Annotated in this window: 12 protein-coding genes; 5 read left to right on the top strand and 7 right to left on the bottom strand. The window is 40.7% G+C overall.

Going from position 1 to position 19452, the window contains the following annotated elements; all coding sequences use genetic code 11:
• Nucleotides 1-93 precede the first annotated feature (93 nt).
• The 3 genes from H6G41_RS26280 to H6G41_RS26270 form a co-directional block, all read right to left on the bottom strand.
• Nucleotides 94-1311: a M20 family metallopeptidase gene (locus H6G41_RS26280; RefSeq protein ID WP_190750139.1), complete on the bottom strand. Its 1218-nt coding sequence runs from the start codon at nt 1309-1311 to the stop codon at nt 94-96.
• Nucleotides 1312-1501: 190 nt separating this feature from the next.
• On the bottom strand, nt 1502-2182 hold the full coding sequence (bioD, locus tag H6G41_RS26275; RefSeq protein WP_190750137.1) for a dethiobiotin synthase: 681 nt from the start codon (nt 2180-2182) through the stop codon (nt 1502-1504).
• 162 nt (nt 2183-2344) lie between these two features.
• Nucleotides 2345-4033 (bottom strand): serine/threonine-protein kinase, encoded by a 1689-nt coding sequence (locus H6G41_RS26270; RefSeq protein ID WP_190750161.1) that lies wholly within the window; start codon nt 4031-4033, stop codon nt 2345-2347.
• A gap of 766 nt (nt 4034-4799) precedes the next feature.
• On the opposite strand from H6G41_RS26270, the gene H6G41_RS26265 reads away from it, so the two are divergent.
• Nucleotides 4800-5822 (top strand): ribose-phosphate pyrophosphokinase, encoded by a 1023-nt coding sequence (locus H6G41_RS26265; RefSeq protein ID WP_190750135.1) that lies wholly within the window; start codon nt 4800-4802, stop codon nt 5820-5822.
• 425 nt (nt 5823-6247) lie between these two features.
• Here the strand turns inward: H6G41_RS26265 and H6G41_RS26260 are convergent, their stop codons facing one another.
• Nucleotides 6248-7537, bottom strand: a complete 1290-nt coding sequence (locus H6G41_RS26260; protein ID WP_190750133.1) for a serine/threonine-protein kinase — start codon at nt 7535-7537, stop codon at nt 6248-6250.
• Between the two features lie 254 nt (nt 7538-7791).
• On the opposite strand from H6G41_RS26260, the gene typA reads away from it, so the two are divergent.
• Together typA and H6G41_RS26250 are read left to right on the top strand one after the other, a co-directional pair.
• Nucleotides 7792-9582, top strand: a complete 1791-nt coding sequence (typA, locus tag H6G41_RS26255; RefSeq protein WP_190750131.1) for a translational GTPase TypA — start codon at nt 7792-7794, stop codon at nt 9580-9582.
• A 210-nt stretch (nt 9583-9792) separates the two neighbouring features.
• Nucleotides 9793-10707, top strand: coding sequence for a hypothetical protein (locus H6G41_RS26250; protein ID WP_190750124.1), 915 nt, complete (start codon nt 9793-9795; stop codon nt 10705-10707).
• Between the two features lie 78 nt (nt 10708-10785).
• Here H6G41_RS26250 and H6G41_RS26245 read toward each other — a convergent pair whose 3' ends face one another.
• Nucleotides 10786-11586: an SDR family oxidoreductase gene (locus tag H6G41_RS26245; protein ID WP_190750122.1), complete on the bottom strand. Its 801-nt coding sequence runs from the start codon at nt 11584-11586 to the stop codon at nt 10786-10788.
• 318 nt (nt 11587-11904) lie between these two features.
• On the opposite strand from H6G41_RS26245, the gene H6G41_RS26240 reads away from it, so the two are divergent.
• Nucleotides 11905-12213 carry a WGxxGxxG family protein gene (locus tag H6G41_RS26240; protein ID WP_190750120.1) on the top strand — a complete coding sequence of 103 codons (309 nt, stop codon included), beginning with the start codon at nt 11905-11907 and terminating at the stop codon, nt 12211-12213.
• A 175-nt stretch (nt 12214-12388) separates the two neighbouring features.
• Here the strand turns inward: H6G41_RS26240 and H6G41_RS26235 are convergent, their stop codons facing one another.
• The gene (locus H6G41_RS26235) at nt 12389-15484 is read right to left on the bottom strand and encodes a tetratricopeptide repeat protein (protein WP_308796484.1); all 3096 of its coding nucleotides are present in this window, start codon (nt 15482-15484) and stop codon (nt 12389-12391) included.
• Between the two features lie 265 nt (nt 15485-15749).
• Here H6G41_RS26235 and H6G41_RS26230 point away from each other — a divergent pair, with 265 nt between their 5' ends.
• The gene (locus H6G41_RS26230) at nt 15750-18209 is read left to right on the top strand and encodes a dynamin-like GTPase family protein (RefSeq protein ID WP_190750116.1); all 2460 of its coding nucleotides are present in this window, start codon (nt 15750-15752) and stop codon (nt 18207-18209) included.
• 294 nt (nt 18210-18503) lie between these two features.
• Here H6G41_RS26230 and H6G41_RS26225 read toward each other — a convergent pair whose 3' ends face one another.
• Nucleotides 18504-18764, bottom strand: coding sequence for a hypothetical protein (locus H6G41_RS26225; protein ID WP_190750114.1), 261 nt, complete (start codon nt 18762-18764; stop codon nt 18504-18506).
• Between the last annotated feature and the right edge of the window lie 688 nt (nt 18765-19452).

Here is a 19452-nt window from a genome sequence, read left to right as displayed (position 1 = left end):
AGATGCTGCGCGAACGCCGAATGTGTGAGCTTTTCATAAGCATACTCAACAACGCCAAAATATTTATGCAATAAGTCTATTATTGACAAATGACTAATTCAAAAACTTCTCCACAAATCTAATAAATATTTCCACACCCATTGGTAAGGCGGTTTCATCAAAATCAAATCGGGGATGATGATGGGGATAAGCTAAGTCTTTTTCAGGATTTGCAGAACCAAGGAAGAAATAGCATCCAGGAACTTCTTGCAAGAAAAAGGACATATCTTCACCGCCCATTGTTTGACATTCTGGGACAATTCCGATGGGTGTTTCTACAACTTCTGCGGCGATAGATCGCACTAATTCAGCAATACCAGGATCATTAATGACTGGGGGATAAAGTGACACATATTCAAAGTCGTAATTTGCGCCATGACTGTGACATAATCCCGCAATTATTTGCTCAATTCGCTGGTGAAAATATCCTTGAAAAGCTGGATTAAAATACCTGACTGTACCTTTCATATTCGCGGTGTCAGCAATGACATTGTGTGCTGTACCAGCATGAAGCGCGCCTACAGTCACCACAGCAGAATCAATTGGATTAACGTTGCGTGCCACAATGGTTTGTAAGGCGTTGACAATTTGGGCGGCGACAACAATCGAATCTACTGTTTGATGGGGTATTGCGCCATGTCCACCTTTACCGCGAATTGTACAGTCAAATAATTCTACAGCTGCCATTAATGCCCCAGGTCGCACGCCAACGGTTCCCAAGGGTAAGTTATTCCACAGGTGTAAGCCAATAATTGCATCGACATCTGGGTTCTTCAGTACCCCGGTTTCAATCATTGGTTTTGCACCTCCCGGCCCTTCTTCTGCTGGCTGGAAGATAATTTTTACAGTACCAGCAAAATCATCGCGATGCTGCTGGAGATAGTAAGCTGTACCTAGTGCGATCGCAGTATGTCCATCATGTCCACAAGCGTGCATTACTCCATCATGCTGGGAACAATAGGGTACTTGATTGAGTTCCTGGATGGGTAAAGCATCCATATCCGCACGAATCGCCAATACCTTATCGTTACCGGGTTTGTTACCTTTAACAATCGCCACAATCCCAGTTTTAGCTATACCGGTTTGATGTTCAATTCCCCATGCTTGCAACTTTTGGGCGATAAACTCAGCTGTGAGTTTTTCTTGAAAACCTAACTCTGGTTTTTGATGTAGCGATCGCCGCCATTCTACCAGTTGCGTTTGCAATGAACGAATCGACAAGCGAACGTGAGATAAGTCAACAGTACCGGGATTTGGGAAGGTAGAAACCATTGTGAAGACACGCTAGTAGAAGACAACTGGTGGAAACGTTTAAGCTAATGCGCGTCTAAATTGCAAAACTATCAATCAGGGCTGTTAACTGTTGACTGTTGACTGTTGACTGTTGACCGTCAACAGCCTTCACGATAAATTGTGCAACTTAAAAGCAGAATAGCTGATGAGTTATGTTCTCAGTGTATCGTTATCTAAAATTTAGTGTTTCTAAATTTAAATTTGATGCTACTTGGGCTAGTTTATCTAAATCAGTCAGGTTATCGAGATGAGGTAAACAGCCTAAAACTGGGGTATGGGTGAGTGATTGAATTAACTCTGGTGGCGTTAAGTCGGCTATTTCTGCATCGGAACGGGGTTGTACGCAGTTGAGCACAATTCCTTTTAAATCGATGCGCGCTTGTCTAGCTAAGGCGACGTTAGCCACCGCTTGCGCGATCGCGCCTAATCTCACTGGTACTACTAAAATTGTCGGTAAATGCCAATCTCCGGCTAAGTCTGCTACCGTCAATTCGTCGGTGATGGGCGAGCCTAAACCCCCCAATGATTCTACCAGCACAAATTCTCGTTGCGATCGCAATTTAGAAAAAGCTTGCCAAACCACAGCTAAATCCACTTGGCGATTTTCCTTAGCGGCGGCGATTGGCGGTGCGAGAGGTGCTTGAAAGTACAATGGTGTAATTTCTTCGGCCGTTTGCTCTAGGGAAAACAGCTTTTGATACCACTCGCGATCGCCTTCTCCCGATTGAATTGGTTTCATAATTCCCCAGTTGCGCTGCGGAAAATATTTTTGCCAATAGGCTGCTAATGCTGTTGTCAAAACAGTTTTGCCAGCCTCAGTATCAGTGCCAGTAATTAGTAATGTATTCAACAATTTGTTCTAGAAAAATTGACTAACAGCTTCTATAGTTATTTTTCATCATACTTATATTTAGATTTATTTACAAGTGGCTTACTAGTTATAATTTTTATTGTTCTAATAACTAATAAACTATTAATTACTAGCTGAGGATATTGTGTAATTTATTTATATTTAAATTCCTGGACTAGTATTTGGAGTAGGTAGATCGATTGGGTTTTCTGTTGCAGTCGGACTTGTTGATGGTGTAGGTGTGTCGCTAGGTGATGGTGATGGTGATGGCGTTAGCGTTGGTGTAGGCGTTGGTGATGCTATAGGCGATGGCGTAAATGTTGGCGTTGGTGTTGGTATAAATGTTGGTGTTGGTGTTTCCTTAATTAATTTTTCTAACTCCACATTCAGAGTATAATCATTTTCGGTAATTCCAGGTTCTAGAGTTAATTGAATCGTGTATCTACCTGTTAGGGGTAATCTGCCATCATAAGATGGAACTTGATTTGCTAGATTATCGATTGGTTGTTTCTTACCATCTAAAATTGATAAAACTATGCCATTACCTGGCTCTAATACCGCAGTTAATCTTTGTCCTCTTTGACCAGCAAAACTATACTGAACTATTTGATTTTCTTTGATGGTATTTTCTACTGTAGCTGTATTAGATGCGTCAAAAATGAGGCGCTTACTCAAAATAACAGGTTCAACATTAGTTGGTGTTGGCGAAGGTGTTAAAGTACCACCAGAAATAATTGGTGAAGGAAAAGTTTGTGCTGGTGTTTCTTGTGGTGTTTGTGGCTGACTGCGAATCGAACTTACCAAAGCCCAAGAACCTACTCCTGCTAAGATAACTACTGCACTACCTATAGCCCCAATCGCTAAAGGATTATCTAAAACAGAACTACTATTACTAGGTGGAATTGCTGGTGCTGGCCGATTAGGTGAAGGTGAAGGTACTGGCTGAGGTTGACGCCCGCCAACCGCAACAGTTTGGAGATTCGAGGTATTATTGGGAATAGGGACATTGGGTTGATCGATAGCTTGCAATGCTTGAATGACTTCAGTAGCATTTTGATAGCGATCGCTTGGGCGATAATTTAACATCCGATTAATAACTTGGGTAAATCGGGGATTAACCCTCACAAATTGCTGCCAATGCCAAGATAATTGATTGTCATCAAATAACTCTCTTGGTTCTCTACCAGTCAGCAACACAATCACTGTCACCGCTAGTGCATATAAATCGCTATTAGGGTAAGCTTGACCTGCTTGCATCTGTTCTGTGGGAGAATAACCTAGTTTTCCCACACTAGTTACTGGTGCTGTACTATCGGGAGATTGCAAGCGCGTAGCTAATTCTTTCACTACCCCAAAATCAATCAAGACTGGTTTAGAGTCAGAATCCCGTAAAATTATATTTTCTGGTGAAATATCTCGGTGAATGATGCCACGACTATGAATATGCTCCAATACAGGCAATAACGAACCCATCAACAGTAAAACTTCCGCTTCTGTCAAAGTTTGACCTAAAGCTTGGCGTTCCGAAAGTATATTCCGGTAAGTCTTACCCGCAACATAATCTTCCACCAAGAACAAGCGCTGGTCTTGTTCAAATCTCTCCCGAAATTTTGGCACCTGTGGATGCTCGATTTGATATAAAATCGCTGCTTCTCGCTGAAACAGTTCTTGCGTCTTCTCCCACATAGAAGTTCCGACAGTGGTGGGAGTTAATTCTTTGATAGCGCAAAGTTCATTAAACCGTCTTTGGTCTTCTACCAAATAGGTTCTAGCAAATCCCCCTTGTCCGAGAATTTGAATAATCCGATAACGATTTTGTAAGATAGTACCAACGGTAATAGGTGGTTGCATAATTATTGAATAAGTGTTATCCCAAGCGATCGCTAAGTTCCCATCAAGATAGGTTTCAGCCGTCAAGATATTTGCTTGCGGCGATATTCTACCCTACCTTACAGGTACATATGGCTGCCGCCATCATTTTCAGGCATTTTCGCTAAAATTCGCCAACAGAGAATCAGACTTCCTCAACTTTATTGTTACACTCTCTTTGTCAGTACCGGAGACCTAGGATGTAGACCATCCTCAAAAAACCGCTCTAAATTTCAGCCCTAAGACTGATGCTAAAAAATTTCAACTGCTAATTTCTCTCTTTAACTTTGCCTTAACTGTGCTACTCTAGCTAACGGTAAACAGATAGGCATACAGGTATTGTGTGTAAATCCTGATAACTAAAATTTTTGTTTGCTTTTGCAGTTAGTATCATAGGATCATTAGCTGCTACTTAAGTGTTGAATTATTCATGTTCGACTCTAGAATATCTCGGAGTTGTTGGGCTGGAAATGTAAAAATTTTGTACCGCATTCCCTAAATATGTACGTATAACTAACAATCCTCCAACAAAAATCTGAGATTTGAGATTTTTCCGAGTTCAAGCAAAAATCCGAACAATAGCTCTAGTTAATAAAGTTGTTGTTCAGTTAAGCTATCAATAGTTTGTTTACCAAACGTAGTCAAAAATTAGCAAATCATAATTTTTAGGAGAAATGTTTTAACTTTTACAGATATTTTTTTACACTATTCCGGTTAAATTTGCTAAATTGCTGATGTTAAGATTGCCATGAATGCACATCGAGGATCTGCTGTGCTCAGTTCTGCAACTTTATCTAAAGTGCAGCCAGTTGCAACAGGAATAACTGAAAATAATCGCCTGCGGCTGTTTTCTGGCTCTGCCAATTTACAACTGTCTCAAGAAGTCGCTCGCTACCTGGGCATGGACTTAGGCCCCATGATCCGTAAAAGGTTCGCGGACGGTGAACTCTATATTCAAATCCAGGAGTCTATCCGGGGTTGTGATGTCTATCTCATCCAGCCGACTTGTCAGCCTGTTAACGATCATTTAATGGAATTGCTGATTATGATTGATGCCTGTCGGCGAGCTTCTGCACGCCAGGTAACAGCAGTAATTCCTTACTATGGTTATGCACGGGCCGATCGCAAAACAGCAGGAAGAGAATCCATTACTGCGAAATTGGTTGCTAACCTAATCACTCAAGCAGGAGCCAACCGTGTTTTGGCAATGGACTTACACTCAGCTCAGATTCAGGGTTACTTCGACATACCTTTCGATCATGTTTATGGTTCGCCAGTGTTACTAGATTATCTGGTGAGTAAACAGCTATCAGATATTGTAGTTGTCTCTCCTGATGTTGGTGGTGTAGCCAGAGCTAGAGCATTTGCTAAAAAGCTGGGTGATGCTCCCTTGGCGATTATTGATAAACGTCGCCAGGCTCACAACGTCGCCGAAGTCATGAATGTAATCGGTGACGTTAAAGGTAAAACTGCTGTTTTAGTGGACGATATGATCGACACTGGAGGCACAATTGCTGAAGGTGCAAAGTTACTGCGTGAAGAAGGAGCGCATCAGGTATACGCCTGTGCAACTCATGCAGTATTCTCTCCACCAGCCGTTGAGCGGTTGTCTCTTAGTGGCTTGTTTGAGGAAGTAATCGTCACTAACACGATTCCCATCCCCGAAAGCAATCGTTTTCCGCAACTGGTAGTGCTTTCAGTGGCTAATCTACTCGGAGAAACCATCTGGCGAATTCACGAGGATACTTCAGTAAGTAGTATGTTCCGCTAGCAAAAAAACGACTGTTACAGTCGTTACAGTTCTGCGTAAATAAGTATGAAGCCTGAAGTCTGAAGTAGAAAATTTTTCTTGCTTCATTCTTCAACCTTCATGGAGAGGGGAATCTCACTCTCAGGGTTCTAGTTCTGTGGCGATCGCTCTTTTATCCCATAATGTAATAAGTAGGTCGGTGCAAAGAAAGATAACTAGTGATGGCTGTCATTTGTCATTGGTAAGAGTGCGATCGCACAGCTAATTCACCTTTTTGAATAACTATAAATATAAACCTTTGCTATCTTTTCCATGACCTGATATTTCTAAACCAGCATTAAGTGTAGGTTGGGTTGAGGAACGTAGACGCGGAGCGGCTTCCCGCAGGGTAACCCAACATATATCAGCGTGTTGGGTCTCATGCTTCGACCCAACTTACAAAAATACTAAATAATACAATTTTTAATCCTAGAAGCAAAAGCATTTATCCGCTTTAGATCGCCTTCCCAATAATCACCAAGCAAGCCCCATTTCCATACAAAGCCTAACAATTCAAGATAATGTGGTAGATGTCCTTTAGGAGCATGGATACTAAAGGTAAATTGAGAGTACTTAATCCATGAGTTATTCACACGCCATCCAACATGATTACCAAATTGATCAATATTGCCTTTTACTTTATTCCAAATGCATTTTTGGGATTTGAAACCAAAACGTTCATTGCTATAATCTCTCCATAGTTTATCGATTATATAGAAGTCTTCACATGAGATTCTTTGAATAGATTCACAATCGAGCCAACGTCCTTTTGTTGGGCAGGCAATAGAAAGCATAAGATTGCTAGTTTCTAAATTGGCTGCTATCCAATTTTTGTCTGCTAACAAATCCCGCAGTTTATTGTAATCAGACTTAATTGGATTAGTACCTTCTCTATTTAATGAGACTAACCACTCTTGTATTGACTGAGGACGATTCTCAGGCTTTACCTCCATACCCTTGAGAATTGCCTGATTAACTTTATCACTGATACTAGAATTTATATTTTTTGGTTCTTCTAACGGCGTACCAATTGCTCTGATTGGAGCCATTGTTGGTACTTCTCCCGTTACCAAACAATACAGCGTTGCAGCCAAAGCATAAACATCTGTAAAAGCACCCCGTTTTGCACGCTTATCATATTGCTCAATTGGCGCAAAACCATCAGCTAGCATTTGTGTATGAGTCTGAGTCAAATTCTGAGAAAATTCCCGTGCTATGCCAAAATCAATTAATACGGCTTCTGATTTATTGGCACGCAACATAATATTTTGCGGTTTCACATCCCGATGCAGCAAGCCGTTATTATGAACTACAGTTAGCGCCTCACCAATCTGGTGAATATATCCTAAAGCTTCCGCCTCTGGTAAAATACCTTGATTCTCAATTTTATGGGCTAAATTTTCGCCATCAATGTATTCCATAACAATGCACCACAAGTTATCCTCATGGATTACCTCATCTATCTGCACAATATGAGGATGACTGCATTTAGCTAGTTTTATCGCCTCATTGACAAAATCTTGCTGAAACTTGGCAAAATCGGGACGGCGTTGCACTTTTTCATTCAAAGTTTTAATGACAACGTCGGAACCATGATGACTGCTAGCGCGGTAAGTGATACCAAAGCCACCCTCGCCTAATTGCTGTTCAATCTTATACTTACCACCCTGCAACTGCTGTCCCGATTTCCAAAGCATAGGCACAATTTATTAGTCTATTACTAAGTCAATTTTGGCACAACGGTAATTATTGTTTCTAAATATGGTCGTTGCCAAGTTGAAATTTAAAGTAATGGCTAAAAAAGTCCCCGGAATTGTGACGATTAAGCTAGAATTGTTAAAGCTTCTTTACAGAGTTTGTACTTTATCCTCAATTCTGTTAAAACAGCCTAGCATCATAACATTTACGATGTACATCTGAAAACCCCCTCTAGAGTTCACAAAAAGTTTCTATGACGCTCCCAATTCGTAACGTCGCCATTATTGCCCACGTAGACCACGGCAAAACCACCCTGGTTGATGCACTCCTCAAACAATCCGGCATCTTCCGAGAAGGTGAAGACGTTCCGGATTGCGTCATGGATTCCAACGCCTTGGAACGGGAACGGGGAATTACCATTCTCTCGAAAAACACAGCGGTTCGTTACAAAGAAACCCTAATCAATATTGTTGATACCCCAGGTCACGCTGACTTCGGCGGTGAAGTCGAACGCGTACTTGGCATGGTTGATGGTTGTATTCTGATTGTCGATGCCAATGAAGGCCCCATGCCGCAAACACGCTTTGTGTTGAAGAAGGCTTTGGAAAAAGGACTGCGCCCCATTGTTGTTGTCAATAAGATTGACCGTCCCCAAGCTGACCCCTACGGCGCAATTGATAAAGTATTAGATCTGTTCCTAGAATTAGGCGCAGATGAAGATCAGTGCGATTTCCCCTATTTATTCGCTTCTGGTTTGGCTGGTTATGCCAAAGACGACTTGGATGCGGAACCAGTGGATATGCAACCACTATTTGAAGCTATCCTCCGCCATGTACCACCCCCAGTAGGTGATGTTAACAAGCCTCTGCAATTGCAAGTCACAACCCTAGATTATTCTGAATATCTAGGACGGATTGTCATTGGCAGAATTCACAACGGTGTGATCCGCGCCGGACAGCAAGCAGCTTTGGTAACAGAAAGTGGCGCAATTGTCAAGGCTAAAATCACTAAGTTGATGGGCTTTGAAGGCTTGAAGCGGGTGGATATGGAAGAAGCATCCGCAGGTTATATTGTGGCTGTGGCTGGTTTTGCTGACGCCAATATTGGGGAAACAATTACAGATCCTAATGAACCCCAAGCTTTACCACTAATTAAGGTAGATGAACCTACCTTACAGATGACCTTCTGGGTGAATGATTCACCATTTGCAGGTCAAGAAGGTAAATTGGTAACATCACGCCAAGTACGCGATCGCTTACTGCGAGAATTAGAAACTAACGTGGCTTTGCGTGTGGAAGAAACCGATTCTCCTGATAAATTCCTCGTGTCTGGTCGTGGAGAACTTCACCTGGGTATTTTAATTGAAACCATGCGCCGAGAAGGCTATGAGTTTCAAGTATCTCAGCCACAGGTAATTTACCGGGAAGTCAACGGACAACCTTGCGAACCCTATGAACTTTTGGTTCTCGATGTCCCCGCCGATGCAGTTGGTAGCTGTATCGAACGTTTAGGACAACGCAAGGGTGAAATGCAAGATATGCAACCCGGTGGTAACGATCGCACCCAGTTGGAATTTGTTATTCCCGCCCGTGGCTTGATTGGTTTCCGTGGCGAATTCATGCGGATGACCCGTGGCGAAGGTATCATGAACCACAGCTTCTTAGATTACCGCCAGCTTTCCGGTGATATTGAAGCCCGTAACAAAGGCGTTCTCATCTCCTTTGAAGAAGGTGTTTCTACCTTCTATGCAATGAGAAATGCTGAAGATAGAGGTGTATTCTTCATCACTCCTGGTACTAAAGTTTATAAAGGTATGATTGTGGGAGAACACAATCGTCCTCAAGACTTAGAACTGAATGTCTGCAAAACCAAGCAACTTACCAACCACCGGGCTGCTGGTGGTGATGAATTAGTACAGTTGCAAGCACCAGTAGATATGAGTCTGGAACGTGCTTTAGAGTACATCGGCCCAGATGAATTGGTAGAAGTTACACCTCAATCAATTCGCTTGCGGAAGATGTCGAAGAAGTTAGTAAAACGTTAAGTAAATTTAAGTAATTTATTTTGAAAGCCCGCAACTGCGGGCTTTTTCTTTTGCTATTTACTGCATAGGAATGTAATACCAATTTGAAAAAAGAATGCGACAGATGGTAGGGGCATGGCAGTGCCATGCCCTCTAGAATATATTGATGTGTCGCAACCATTATTTGAATTGGTATAAGCTCATCTCATTGACGTTATATGTGAGGAAATTTTGGGCATTCTAGAAATAGAACTTGTCAATTACATTCTTCAAAATATAGCTGTAAGTCTAGCAATGAAATCTAAATTTTATACCTCTCAAGTTATCACTACTGCTAACAATATTGATGTAACTAAACTTCCGTGGGTTTTATATATTGATAAAAAATCACTTCCTACCTACGGTGGTATTTATTTTGTAGGAACTGATCAAGAACCCACAGCTTATATAGGTCAAGCCGTATGTTTCAAAAGTCGTTTTATTGCACATCATCGAAAAGAAGCCTTTGAGCAACTTGTTAATGAATATGGTCGTAAAGCTGTAAAAATACGCTATTGGCAAGCACCATTAATGCCTAAATCAGAGTGGATATCTTTCGTTTCTCAACTAGAGACTTTTTTAATAAAAAACTCACAAACAAGGTTTAACTACACAGCAGATTCACTTCCTAAAATACCATTTACAACTACACAACGTACTTATGTTGGCCCTATATATATCCAGTTAAATAAGTTAGGTGAATACTATGTACCAAAATCTTCGGATGGAACGGCAGGATTTTACTTTAGTGTTGAAAAACTTCACATGGCTGAAAATGCTATTAAATATCATTCTCCAACATTTATAATCTCCAGTGGTACTTGGAAAGATGCTTTATACGAATATAGGAATAATCTTGAGCCAGAGTGGAAGCAATACTCAACGCTATACTTCTTAGAAGTCAGGTTTCAGGCACGTTGGATTAACTATGTGGGACAGGGTGGCATAGAAGATTATGTTCTCTCTGGCGATCAGGCTAATTTTCATAGAATTTTCTTAAACCGAGAATCAGGCTTTAAGGAATTCTCAATTAAGTATTTAAGAACGGGATTAACTAATTGTAGTAGATCAGATTTTTGTGAAACTCTGTTGCATTTAACTAGATAATGCTTTTTCAAAATAGGTAAGGGCTGTCAACAGCCCTCACGATGGATTATGCAACTTAAAAGCAGAATAGCTTATTCATTATTTATTTGCTGAACCTGGCTCAGTCAGCTGGCGGTGCTGTTCGGCGTTGACGGTATCGGGTAAAACCTTGCTGACATTTCCTTGAATCTTCGTTTTGAGTGAGCCAGCGATTACATGATCCTTATCAGCCATCAAAGCTTCAAAACCTTGTTTAGCAACAACAGCCGGATCATCTTTTTTGTTGGCACCTACTTTGGTGTCGTCCATACCTGCACGGTGGAAAAAGTTAGTATCAGTAGGCCCTGGCATCAGTGCTGTAACGGTAATGCCTGTATCTTTTAGCTCATTGCGTAATCCTTCTGAGAAGGAATGTATAAATGCTTTGGAAGCTGCGTAAACTGCTTCAAATGGGCCAGGCATAATCGCAGCAATGGAGGAAGTGAAGAGAATTCGACCTTTGTTAAGTTCTACCATATCTTTCAGGACTCGTTTAGCGAGATGAACTGAAGATACGACATTCAGGTTAATCAGATTTAGCTCGTCTTGGAAATTAGTTTCACGAGCAAAGTCACCACCCACACCGACACCGGCGTTAATTGCGATCGCATCTACAGGTCGATGAGTCTCTTTAATCCTTTGGTATAATTTCTCAACTCCGTCATAAGTAGCAAGATCTGCTTCCACTGTCTCAACATTAGCCCCCAATTCATGAAAAGCTTGAACAGCTGGATCGATACTTGAACCTGTCGATGTTACAAGCAAGTCAAAGCCATTTTGAGCGAACTGTTTAGCCAGTTCGTAGCCAATGCCATTAGAAGCACCTGTTACCACAGCCAATGGTCGGGTTAAATTGTTCATAATTCTCGCAACTCCTGTTTCGCTTAGCACTGGAACTGTGACCTTTCAACCCTTACCATGCTAAGTAGGTAGTTCAGTGAGTGCGTCTTTCCACAGAAGTAAGCTTGTGTATCTTGAAGGTTACTTTAGGGAACTCCAAAAAATAAATTATTCCGTTTTATGTCGTTGATGGTTGACGGTTGACTGTTAATTAGGGAAGCGCGATCAAAAATGCGACTTCCAGAAGAGATGCATCTCCAGCTAACGAATGATTCTAGTTCCTGGAAAACTTCATAAACTGTGACTATTGCTTACAGAAATTCAAGTGGGGACTTAATTATGAAACGCTTTGGTGTATCCAAAATCGTCGGGACTACTGTTTTAGCGTTGAGTTTAGCGATCGCGCCTACAGTTTTACCTGCTTCTGCTCAAACCAATACTAATCCTGATGGGACTACAACAGGTACTACTACAACCGATACTACTACAACAGACCGCCCTTTGACTGATGGTAATTATGCTGATGGGGATTGGGGTTTGCTCGGTTTACTCGGTTTGTTTGGTCTTTTAGGTCGCAAAAGCCGCAGAGATGATAACACCGCTTATAGCAACCGTGATGTAGTCGGTTCTACTCGCTCCAACTTTTAATACTAATAGCTCCTGCAATTTTACGTAAATCCTTCCAAGAATTTTAAGTTGCAGCCTGCAAAAGCAGGCTTTGTTTTTTATTTAGCAAGGTAGCGAATATTTGATTGTCGAGTGATTGACAGTCAACAGTCAACAGTCAACGATAGCACTAGACTATTTTTTAATTGCAAATCCCCTACTTCATCACCCGCCAATTTCCTGAAGGAATAAAACTTGCCCAAAAATAAGGATGCTGATATTGCGGATTATTGAGTAACTCTAACTGCACCTCTCGCAACGCTTCGTGTCTACCCTTTCCAGCTTGTAATTTTTCATAATATTTCACCATTAAATCTTTCGTCCCATCATCAGCTACTTGCCACAAACTTAACAGTTGAGTTTGAGAACCTGCGATTACTAAAGCACGACGCAAGCCGTAAACACCGCCACCAATTTTCACATCACCAAGTCCAGTTTCACAAGCAGATAACACTACTAATTCTGTGCCGCGTAAATTTAACCCAGCAACTTCTAAAGCTGTAAGTACTCCATCTTCAGAATCATTTTTTTGTTTGGTTTGACGGTTATTGAACCCGGCTAAAGCCAACCCAGAACGTAATAGGGGATTTTCTAAATTTACAGCTAGGGGTTTTTCTAATTGCTGATTAAAATCATTGCTTCGGGGTGCGATTTCTTTGTCTGGTAAAAAGAAACCGTGAGTAGCTAAATGTAAAATAAGAGGTGCATTTAATTGTTTAATAGCCGATTCTGTGGCTTGTTTTCCGAGAAAGATATTTGTTTTGGGAAAAATCTTTTGGATTTGTTGCCCTTCTGCTAAAGTTGCTGTTAATCGGCTAACTGTTAAATTAGCAAAGTCAATTGAACGCTGATTTTGCGCATCACGGGATTTGGCTGCAACTGCGGTATCTTGTTGCTCATAGTCGATATCTGCAAAGACTACAGGATTTGCGGCGGCTTTAGCTTTAGTTTGCAAGTTTAGTAAATCTCGCCCAGTAGTGAGGTAAGAGAAAGCGTATCGTTGGACGAGATATTGATTTTGCTCGTCTTTGAGGGCTTCAAAAGGTATTAAGTTTAACTGCCCATCTGGTGAAAGCAACAGATGACGAGCATCACCTAATAGGGGACGGATGGGAGTCATGATTTGCTCATCTAAAGCACGGGCGAGTTTCTGGAGGCGAGATCCAGAAGTTTTGCCATCAGCAGGTTTGGGTATAATCCCACCCCGTTGTTTGGAATTAGGGTTATTTTCTTGACTAGATGCTGGAGCATAAATTAAAACTTGGCGGAAACTAGCAACAGATTTATCGATAGTTGTCGCATCACCTAAATCAACCCACTTCGGTTCTCCAGAAGCACGCAACACTACTGCTGCATAACGCGGTTTACCCCATTTTTCGCTCTCCTTTTTGGCTTTGGTATTAAAGGGATAATATTGGACAATTTCCACCAATGCAGCATCTTGGGGAATTTGGGCTTGGATGGCGGCTAATTCTACTGGTTGAATTGCTTGGCGGAATTCGGCACTTTTAGCACTTACTTGTTCTTCTAATTGTTCTTTTTGGGCTTCTAATTGTTGAATTTTCCCTTGATAAACGGCAAATTTTTCTTCCCCTTGTCCGCGATATACTAAAGCAGCTAGTTCTTGCTGCACGTTCAACCAATCATCAAACAGCTTTTTGGTTTCTGGCTTGTCTGCTAATTGGGTACGTAATGTCTGCACTGTGTCAGTCATGGCATCTAACACCCGTCCTTTACGTCTCAATACAGTATTTAGGGCAAGTTTGCCTAATGTGGGGTTTTGGGAAGATTGTTGTAAGGCAAGATTAACAGCAGCGTCGGTGGTGATACTAAAGGTTTGAGCGTAGTTTTGTTTTCTTTTTTCTGAACCTACAGCATAGATCAGTTGCAAATTTTGTTCTTCAATTGCAAGCCCACGGGTAAGGAAATCGGTGGTGCGGTTGATATCACCCTGTGCCCAATAAAGTGCTGCTAAATTGTTGAGACTGAGGGCGATATTGGGATGTTCTTTACCCAGTAGTTTCTCCCGAATTGCCAAGGAACGCAGGTAAAGCCCTTCAGCTTTGGTATAACTGCCTAGTGAGGAGTATAGTAGAGCTAAATTGTTGAGACTTTGGGCGACATCGGGATGTTCTTTACCGAGTATTTTTTCCCGAATTGCCAAGGAACGCAGGTAAAGTGATTCGGCTTTAACATTACTCCCCTGTGATCGGTAAAGTTCTGCTAAATTGTGCAAGCTGAGTGCAACATCGGGATGTTCTTTACCGAGAATTTTCTCCAAAATTGTCAACGAGCGGAGGTAAAGTGGTTCGGCTTTGGTGTAACTTCCCTGTAATTTGTAAATTAGAGCTAAATTATTTAAACCGAGTGCTACAGTAGGATTTTCTTTACCGAGAACTTTCTCCAAAATTGTTAAAGAGCGGAGGTAAAGTGGTTCGGCTTTGGCGTAACTTCCCTGTAACCGATAAAGTTCTGCTAAATTGTTCAGGTTAGTAGCCATAAGTGGATGTTCTTCACCGAGAATTTTCTCTGAAATTCTCAAAGCGCGGAGATAAAGCCCTTCAGCTTTGGCGTAACTCCCCTGTGACTGGTACAGTAAAGCTAAATTATTCAAGCTGAGTGCGACATTAGGATGTTCTTTACCCAATGCCTTCTCGTAAATAGCTAGAGAGCGGAGATACAGGGGTTCAGCTTTGGTATAATCCCCCTGTTCTCGGTAAAGTTCGGCTAAATTATTCAGGGTTTGGGCGACATTGGGATGTTCTCTACCCAATAGTTTTTCCTCAATAGCTAGAGAGCGTAGATAAAGCGATTCGGCTTTGACATGACTTCCCACTGAGGAGTAAAGTGCTGCTAAATTGTTCAAGCTGAGTGCGACATCGGGATGTTCTCTACCCAATAGTTTTTCCTGAATAGCTAGAGAGCGCAGATAAAGCGATTCGGCTTTGGCATTACTTCCCACTGAGGAGTAAAGTGCTGCTAAATTGTTTAAGCCTAGCGCCACAAGTGGATGTTCTGTACCTAATACTTTTTCGCGAATTGCTAAGGCTCTTTCGGCAAGCGGAATGGCTTGACTATATTTACCTTGGCGATATAACCTGACTGCTTGTTGACTCAGTTGATCGGCTTCGGCTAACTCTGCGGATTGTTGTGGTGATAATGGTGGTTGAGGAACTCCTGCAACTTCCCTTGGTATACTTACTAGTACTCCTAATGTCGTTGCTGTAGCGATCGCCCAAGTGAACAATTTCACAGAGTTGATCGGGAGTTTTTTGGAGATTTTTGCCAGATTGAATAAAGTTTGTCGAAGCATAAAAATTTGCTGATACTGTCGGGGCTATTACATATATCTCTGAGATTTGAGGGGTTATGCAGCTGGCATTATATTTTTTTAGCAACGCTTGCCCATCCATAGATAACATCGAAGAAGATTCACAATGTTTTATCGGTATTGTCACTGATTTAGATTGACTAAAAACTTGAATAGCATATAAATGTAATGTAATCAGGATAGAAATATGTCAGACTTGTCGCTTCATTGTCAAAATTTAAAAGAACAAGTTGAGTATATATTAAATCTTGTACAGCAAGAAGCAACATTTCGCTCTTATGACATTACATCTATCCAAACTTCTTTAGATAAAGCGATTTCTCCGCGATTTGAAATTGTTTTTGCTGGTGCATTTAGTGCTGGTAAATCAATGCTAATTAATGCCTTGTTAGAAAGAGAATTACTATACAGTGCAGAAGGACATGCTACTGGTACTGAGTGCAAAATTGGATATGCGGCAGCAAATGAAGAACGGGTAGTATTTACTTTTTTCAATGAAGCAGAAATTCGCGAACAAGCTTTATCTTTATGTAAAAAACTGGGATTTAACACTGTCGTAAATATCAATCAACCTGATGTAATTAATCTACTGAATCAAGGTTGTAAAGCAATTATTCAACAAGAGGGTGGAGAAAATAAATCGGAACGGGCAAAACAAGCTAATGCTTTAATATTATTGCTAGAAGGATATATGGCAAATCGCCAACATATCCACACAGTTAATAATGCCACTTATTCAATGGCACAATTTAACTTTAGCAATATCAAAGAAGCGGCAAATTATGCGCGTCGCGGTAGTAATAGCGCTGTGTTAAAACGAATTGAATATTATTGCCATCATCCACTTTTAGAAGATGGTAACGTACTGATCGATACGCCGGGAATTGATGCGCCAGTCGAAAAGGATGCACAGCTAGCTTATGAAAAAATTCAAGATCCTGATACCTCCGCAGTGGTGAGCGTGTTAAAATCGGCGGCGGCTGGTGATATGACGAAAGAAGAAACAAAGCTTTTGGAAACGATGCGGGGGAATAGCGGAATCCGCGATCGCGTTTTTTATGTCTTTAACCGCATTGATGAAACCTGGTATAATAATCAACTCAGGCAACGACTAGAAGATTTAATTAGCAGTCAGTTTCGCGATACCCACAGAGTTTATAAAACCAGTGGCTTGCTAGGATTTTACGGCAGTCAAATTAAACAAACAAGTCTACAAGATAGATTTGGTTTAGATTCTATTTTTGCCACTAGTGTTAAAGCGATCAATGGTTTGGAAGAAACGCCACAGTTTGTCCATGAATTTAACCGCTACTGTGCGGGTAAGTTATCAGCGAGTAAATTCCGGATTGCGGTAAATAACTTTGAAACTCCCAATGAGAACTATATTCGGATTTTAACTGAACAGGGGACGCCATTAATTTTACAGTTAATTCAAGATAGCGGCATTGAAGAATTTAGAACGGCAATTACGCGCTATCTTACCCAAGAAAAACGCCCACAGCTTTTCCTCAATTTAGCTGAAGATTTGCAAGATATTTGTATTCAACTTAAAAATCATTATCAAACTGTCTATCGAGAATTAGAGAGTCAACCGCAAGAACTTGAGCCGATGAAGGTGCAGGAATTGCAACGCCTGAATCAGCAATTACAGCAAGTATCAAAGGAATTTACACAGCATATTATTGAAGAAGTCAACCATTTAGTTAATAATACATGCGATGAATTTGAAACTGATTTTCGCCAATTACAAGCGCGAATGATTCGCCGTTTAGATGAATTACTAGAAAGTTTTTCTGTAGCTGATGCTTATCGCCGAGCTACTCTCAGTCATCCCCGCAATGCAACTGCACCGTTACTCGCCATTTTAGTAGAAGCATTTTATTATCTATCCAATCAATTAGAAGATAATTTAATGATGTCTTCTCAGCAGTTAATTGCTAACCTATTTCAGCAGTTAATGGAGAAGATTCGCAAGTCAGAATATTATCGTCAATTGTACAGTTTATTAGGTAATGATGGCGGGATTGAAGCCGAAATCAAGATTGCTGAAAAAATGGTTTCTCAAGCTTTAATTATTGCCGCCAGTGTAGAGTGCGATCGCTTTGTGAGAGAAAGCCCCAGATTTTACGACGAAGGCACTTTTTCTATCTATCACTTTCGGCAAACATTGCAGCAAACTTCTCAAGGTTACGACTGTCAAAGCATGATTGAAGCTGAACCAGCAATTAGGCAATTATTAAAATTAGATTTTGAGCCAAAAGTCTCCCAAACCATCCGTAAATCCTTCCGCCAAACTGTTAATCAAATCCTCAAAAATCAGTTATTGGACATGGCAGATAATCAAGCAGATTACATCTTGCAGCAGTTTCCCCAAGCCCGGAATTTTCTCGAACAAACTCTCGAACAAGAAGCAGAGAAGAAAATTCTCAACAATCAACGTTTGCTGCAAATAATTAAACAGAAAATTGCTGCCTATAATTTAGCTGCTTCTAGCATTAATACAGGTTTACAGCTCATGCAAGTAACCGAGCATTTGTTACCCTTAATTAATGATGTGAAATTAGAAGTAGAAACTGTCGATCCGAGGACTTCTAGTAACGGCTTTTTAGTTTCTGATGGATTATTTGATATTGTTGATAGGGCATAGGGCATGGGGCATGGGAAAGAACTTACCAATTCCCAAAAACTCCACTCACAAGCGATTATCTCTGTGTACTCTGTCTTAAAAAGTTATTTTCGCTGCGCCTCTGTGGTTTAATAATACCAATTTAAATAGTTTTCGCAGCACATCAATATATTCTAGAGGGCATGGCAGTGCCATGCCCCTACCATCTGTCGCATTCTTCTGTCAAATTGGTATAAATTGCTATTTAACCGCAGAGAACGTAGAGAAAAAACAGATTTTACAAGTCACGTTGACAGGATTATTCTCTTCAAAAGTCTAATTTAAACTATCGTGACGTTGCATAACTGGTGTCAATCCATATACAGGCCAAGGGCCACCAGGAGATCCTAGAGGTACGCCAAATGGATAATTTGTCCCACCAGAAACTTCATTAAGTTCGCTGTCTTCGAGTTCATTTAAAAGTGTAGATGCTTGTTCTAGGTTGCTGGTTTTGTTGTCTTTTTGTGGTTTCATAGTTAGTTCTTGAATGTTGACGACAGGAATATTTTTGATTCCTGTATGTAGTTTCAAATTCAAAAATCCTGTTTCCGGAAAAACTGCAAATTTTATACTGGCATTAAAATTCAGCCTTAACTTTTTTAGTTATAAAAATTGCATAAAATATCACTTCAATAACAAATATTTTATGCAGTTATAAGCTTGCAATCCCTGTAAATACTCAATTCTTGCTAAAGTATCCATCAATTTGTCTAGGCAAATAGTAGGACATGGCAAAAGAAATAGCACTTAAGTATGAACGACGTTTTTTAACTAGATAATGTATAATATTTCGCGATCGCAGCTTTAATTGCTTCCCGACTTTCACTAGCAGAGTTACCATGACTCTTTTCTATTTCCGCCACTTCATCGGCTAAAGATTCATCTTTAATCGCTTCTTTTAACCAATGAGAATAATCTCCTTGTTGCAGATGAAATAACCAAGTTTCCTCATCAACACCTTCAGCTATTTGCGTAAATAAAATTAAGTTTTGCGCGCGCAGATTTAACGATGATGGGCTTCATCTACAACTATCCAGTAAAGTAACGCATAGGAAAATTAGAAAACTGGTAATTGGTTCACTTAGGGAATTCTAAGTAAAAAATATTTCATTGCTCTTGTTCACCGTCAACAGTCAACCGTCAACAGCTGAAAGCGGAATAATTTATTTTTTGGAGTTCCCTTATTAGAATGACTTGCCCTACCAGCTTTCTTTATCCAGCTTGA

Origin of the sequence: Tolypothrix sp. FACHB-123, assembly GCF_014697075.1 — a bacterium.
In the GTDB taxonomy this organism is placed as follows: Bacteria; Cyanobacteriota; Cyanobacteriia; order Cyanobacteriales; family Nostocaceae; genus Aulosira.
Note: the sequence above shows the minus strand (reverse complement) of the source record. Positions and strands in the feature narration are given on the sequence as shown.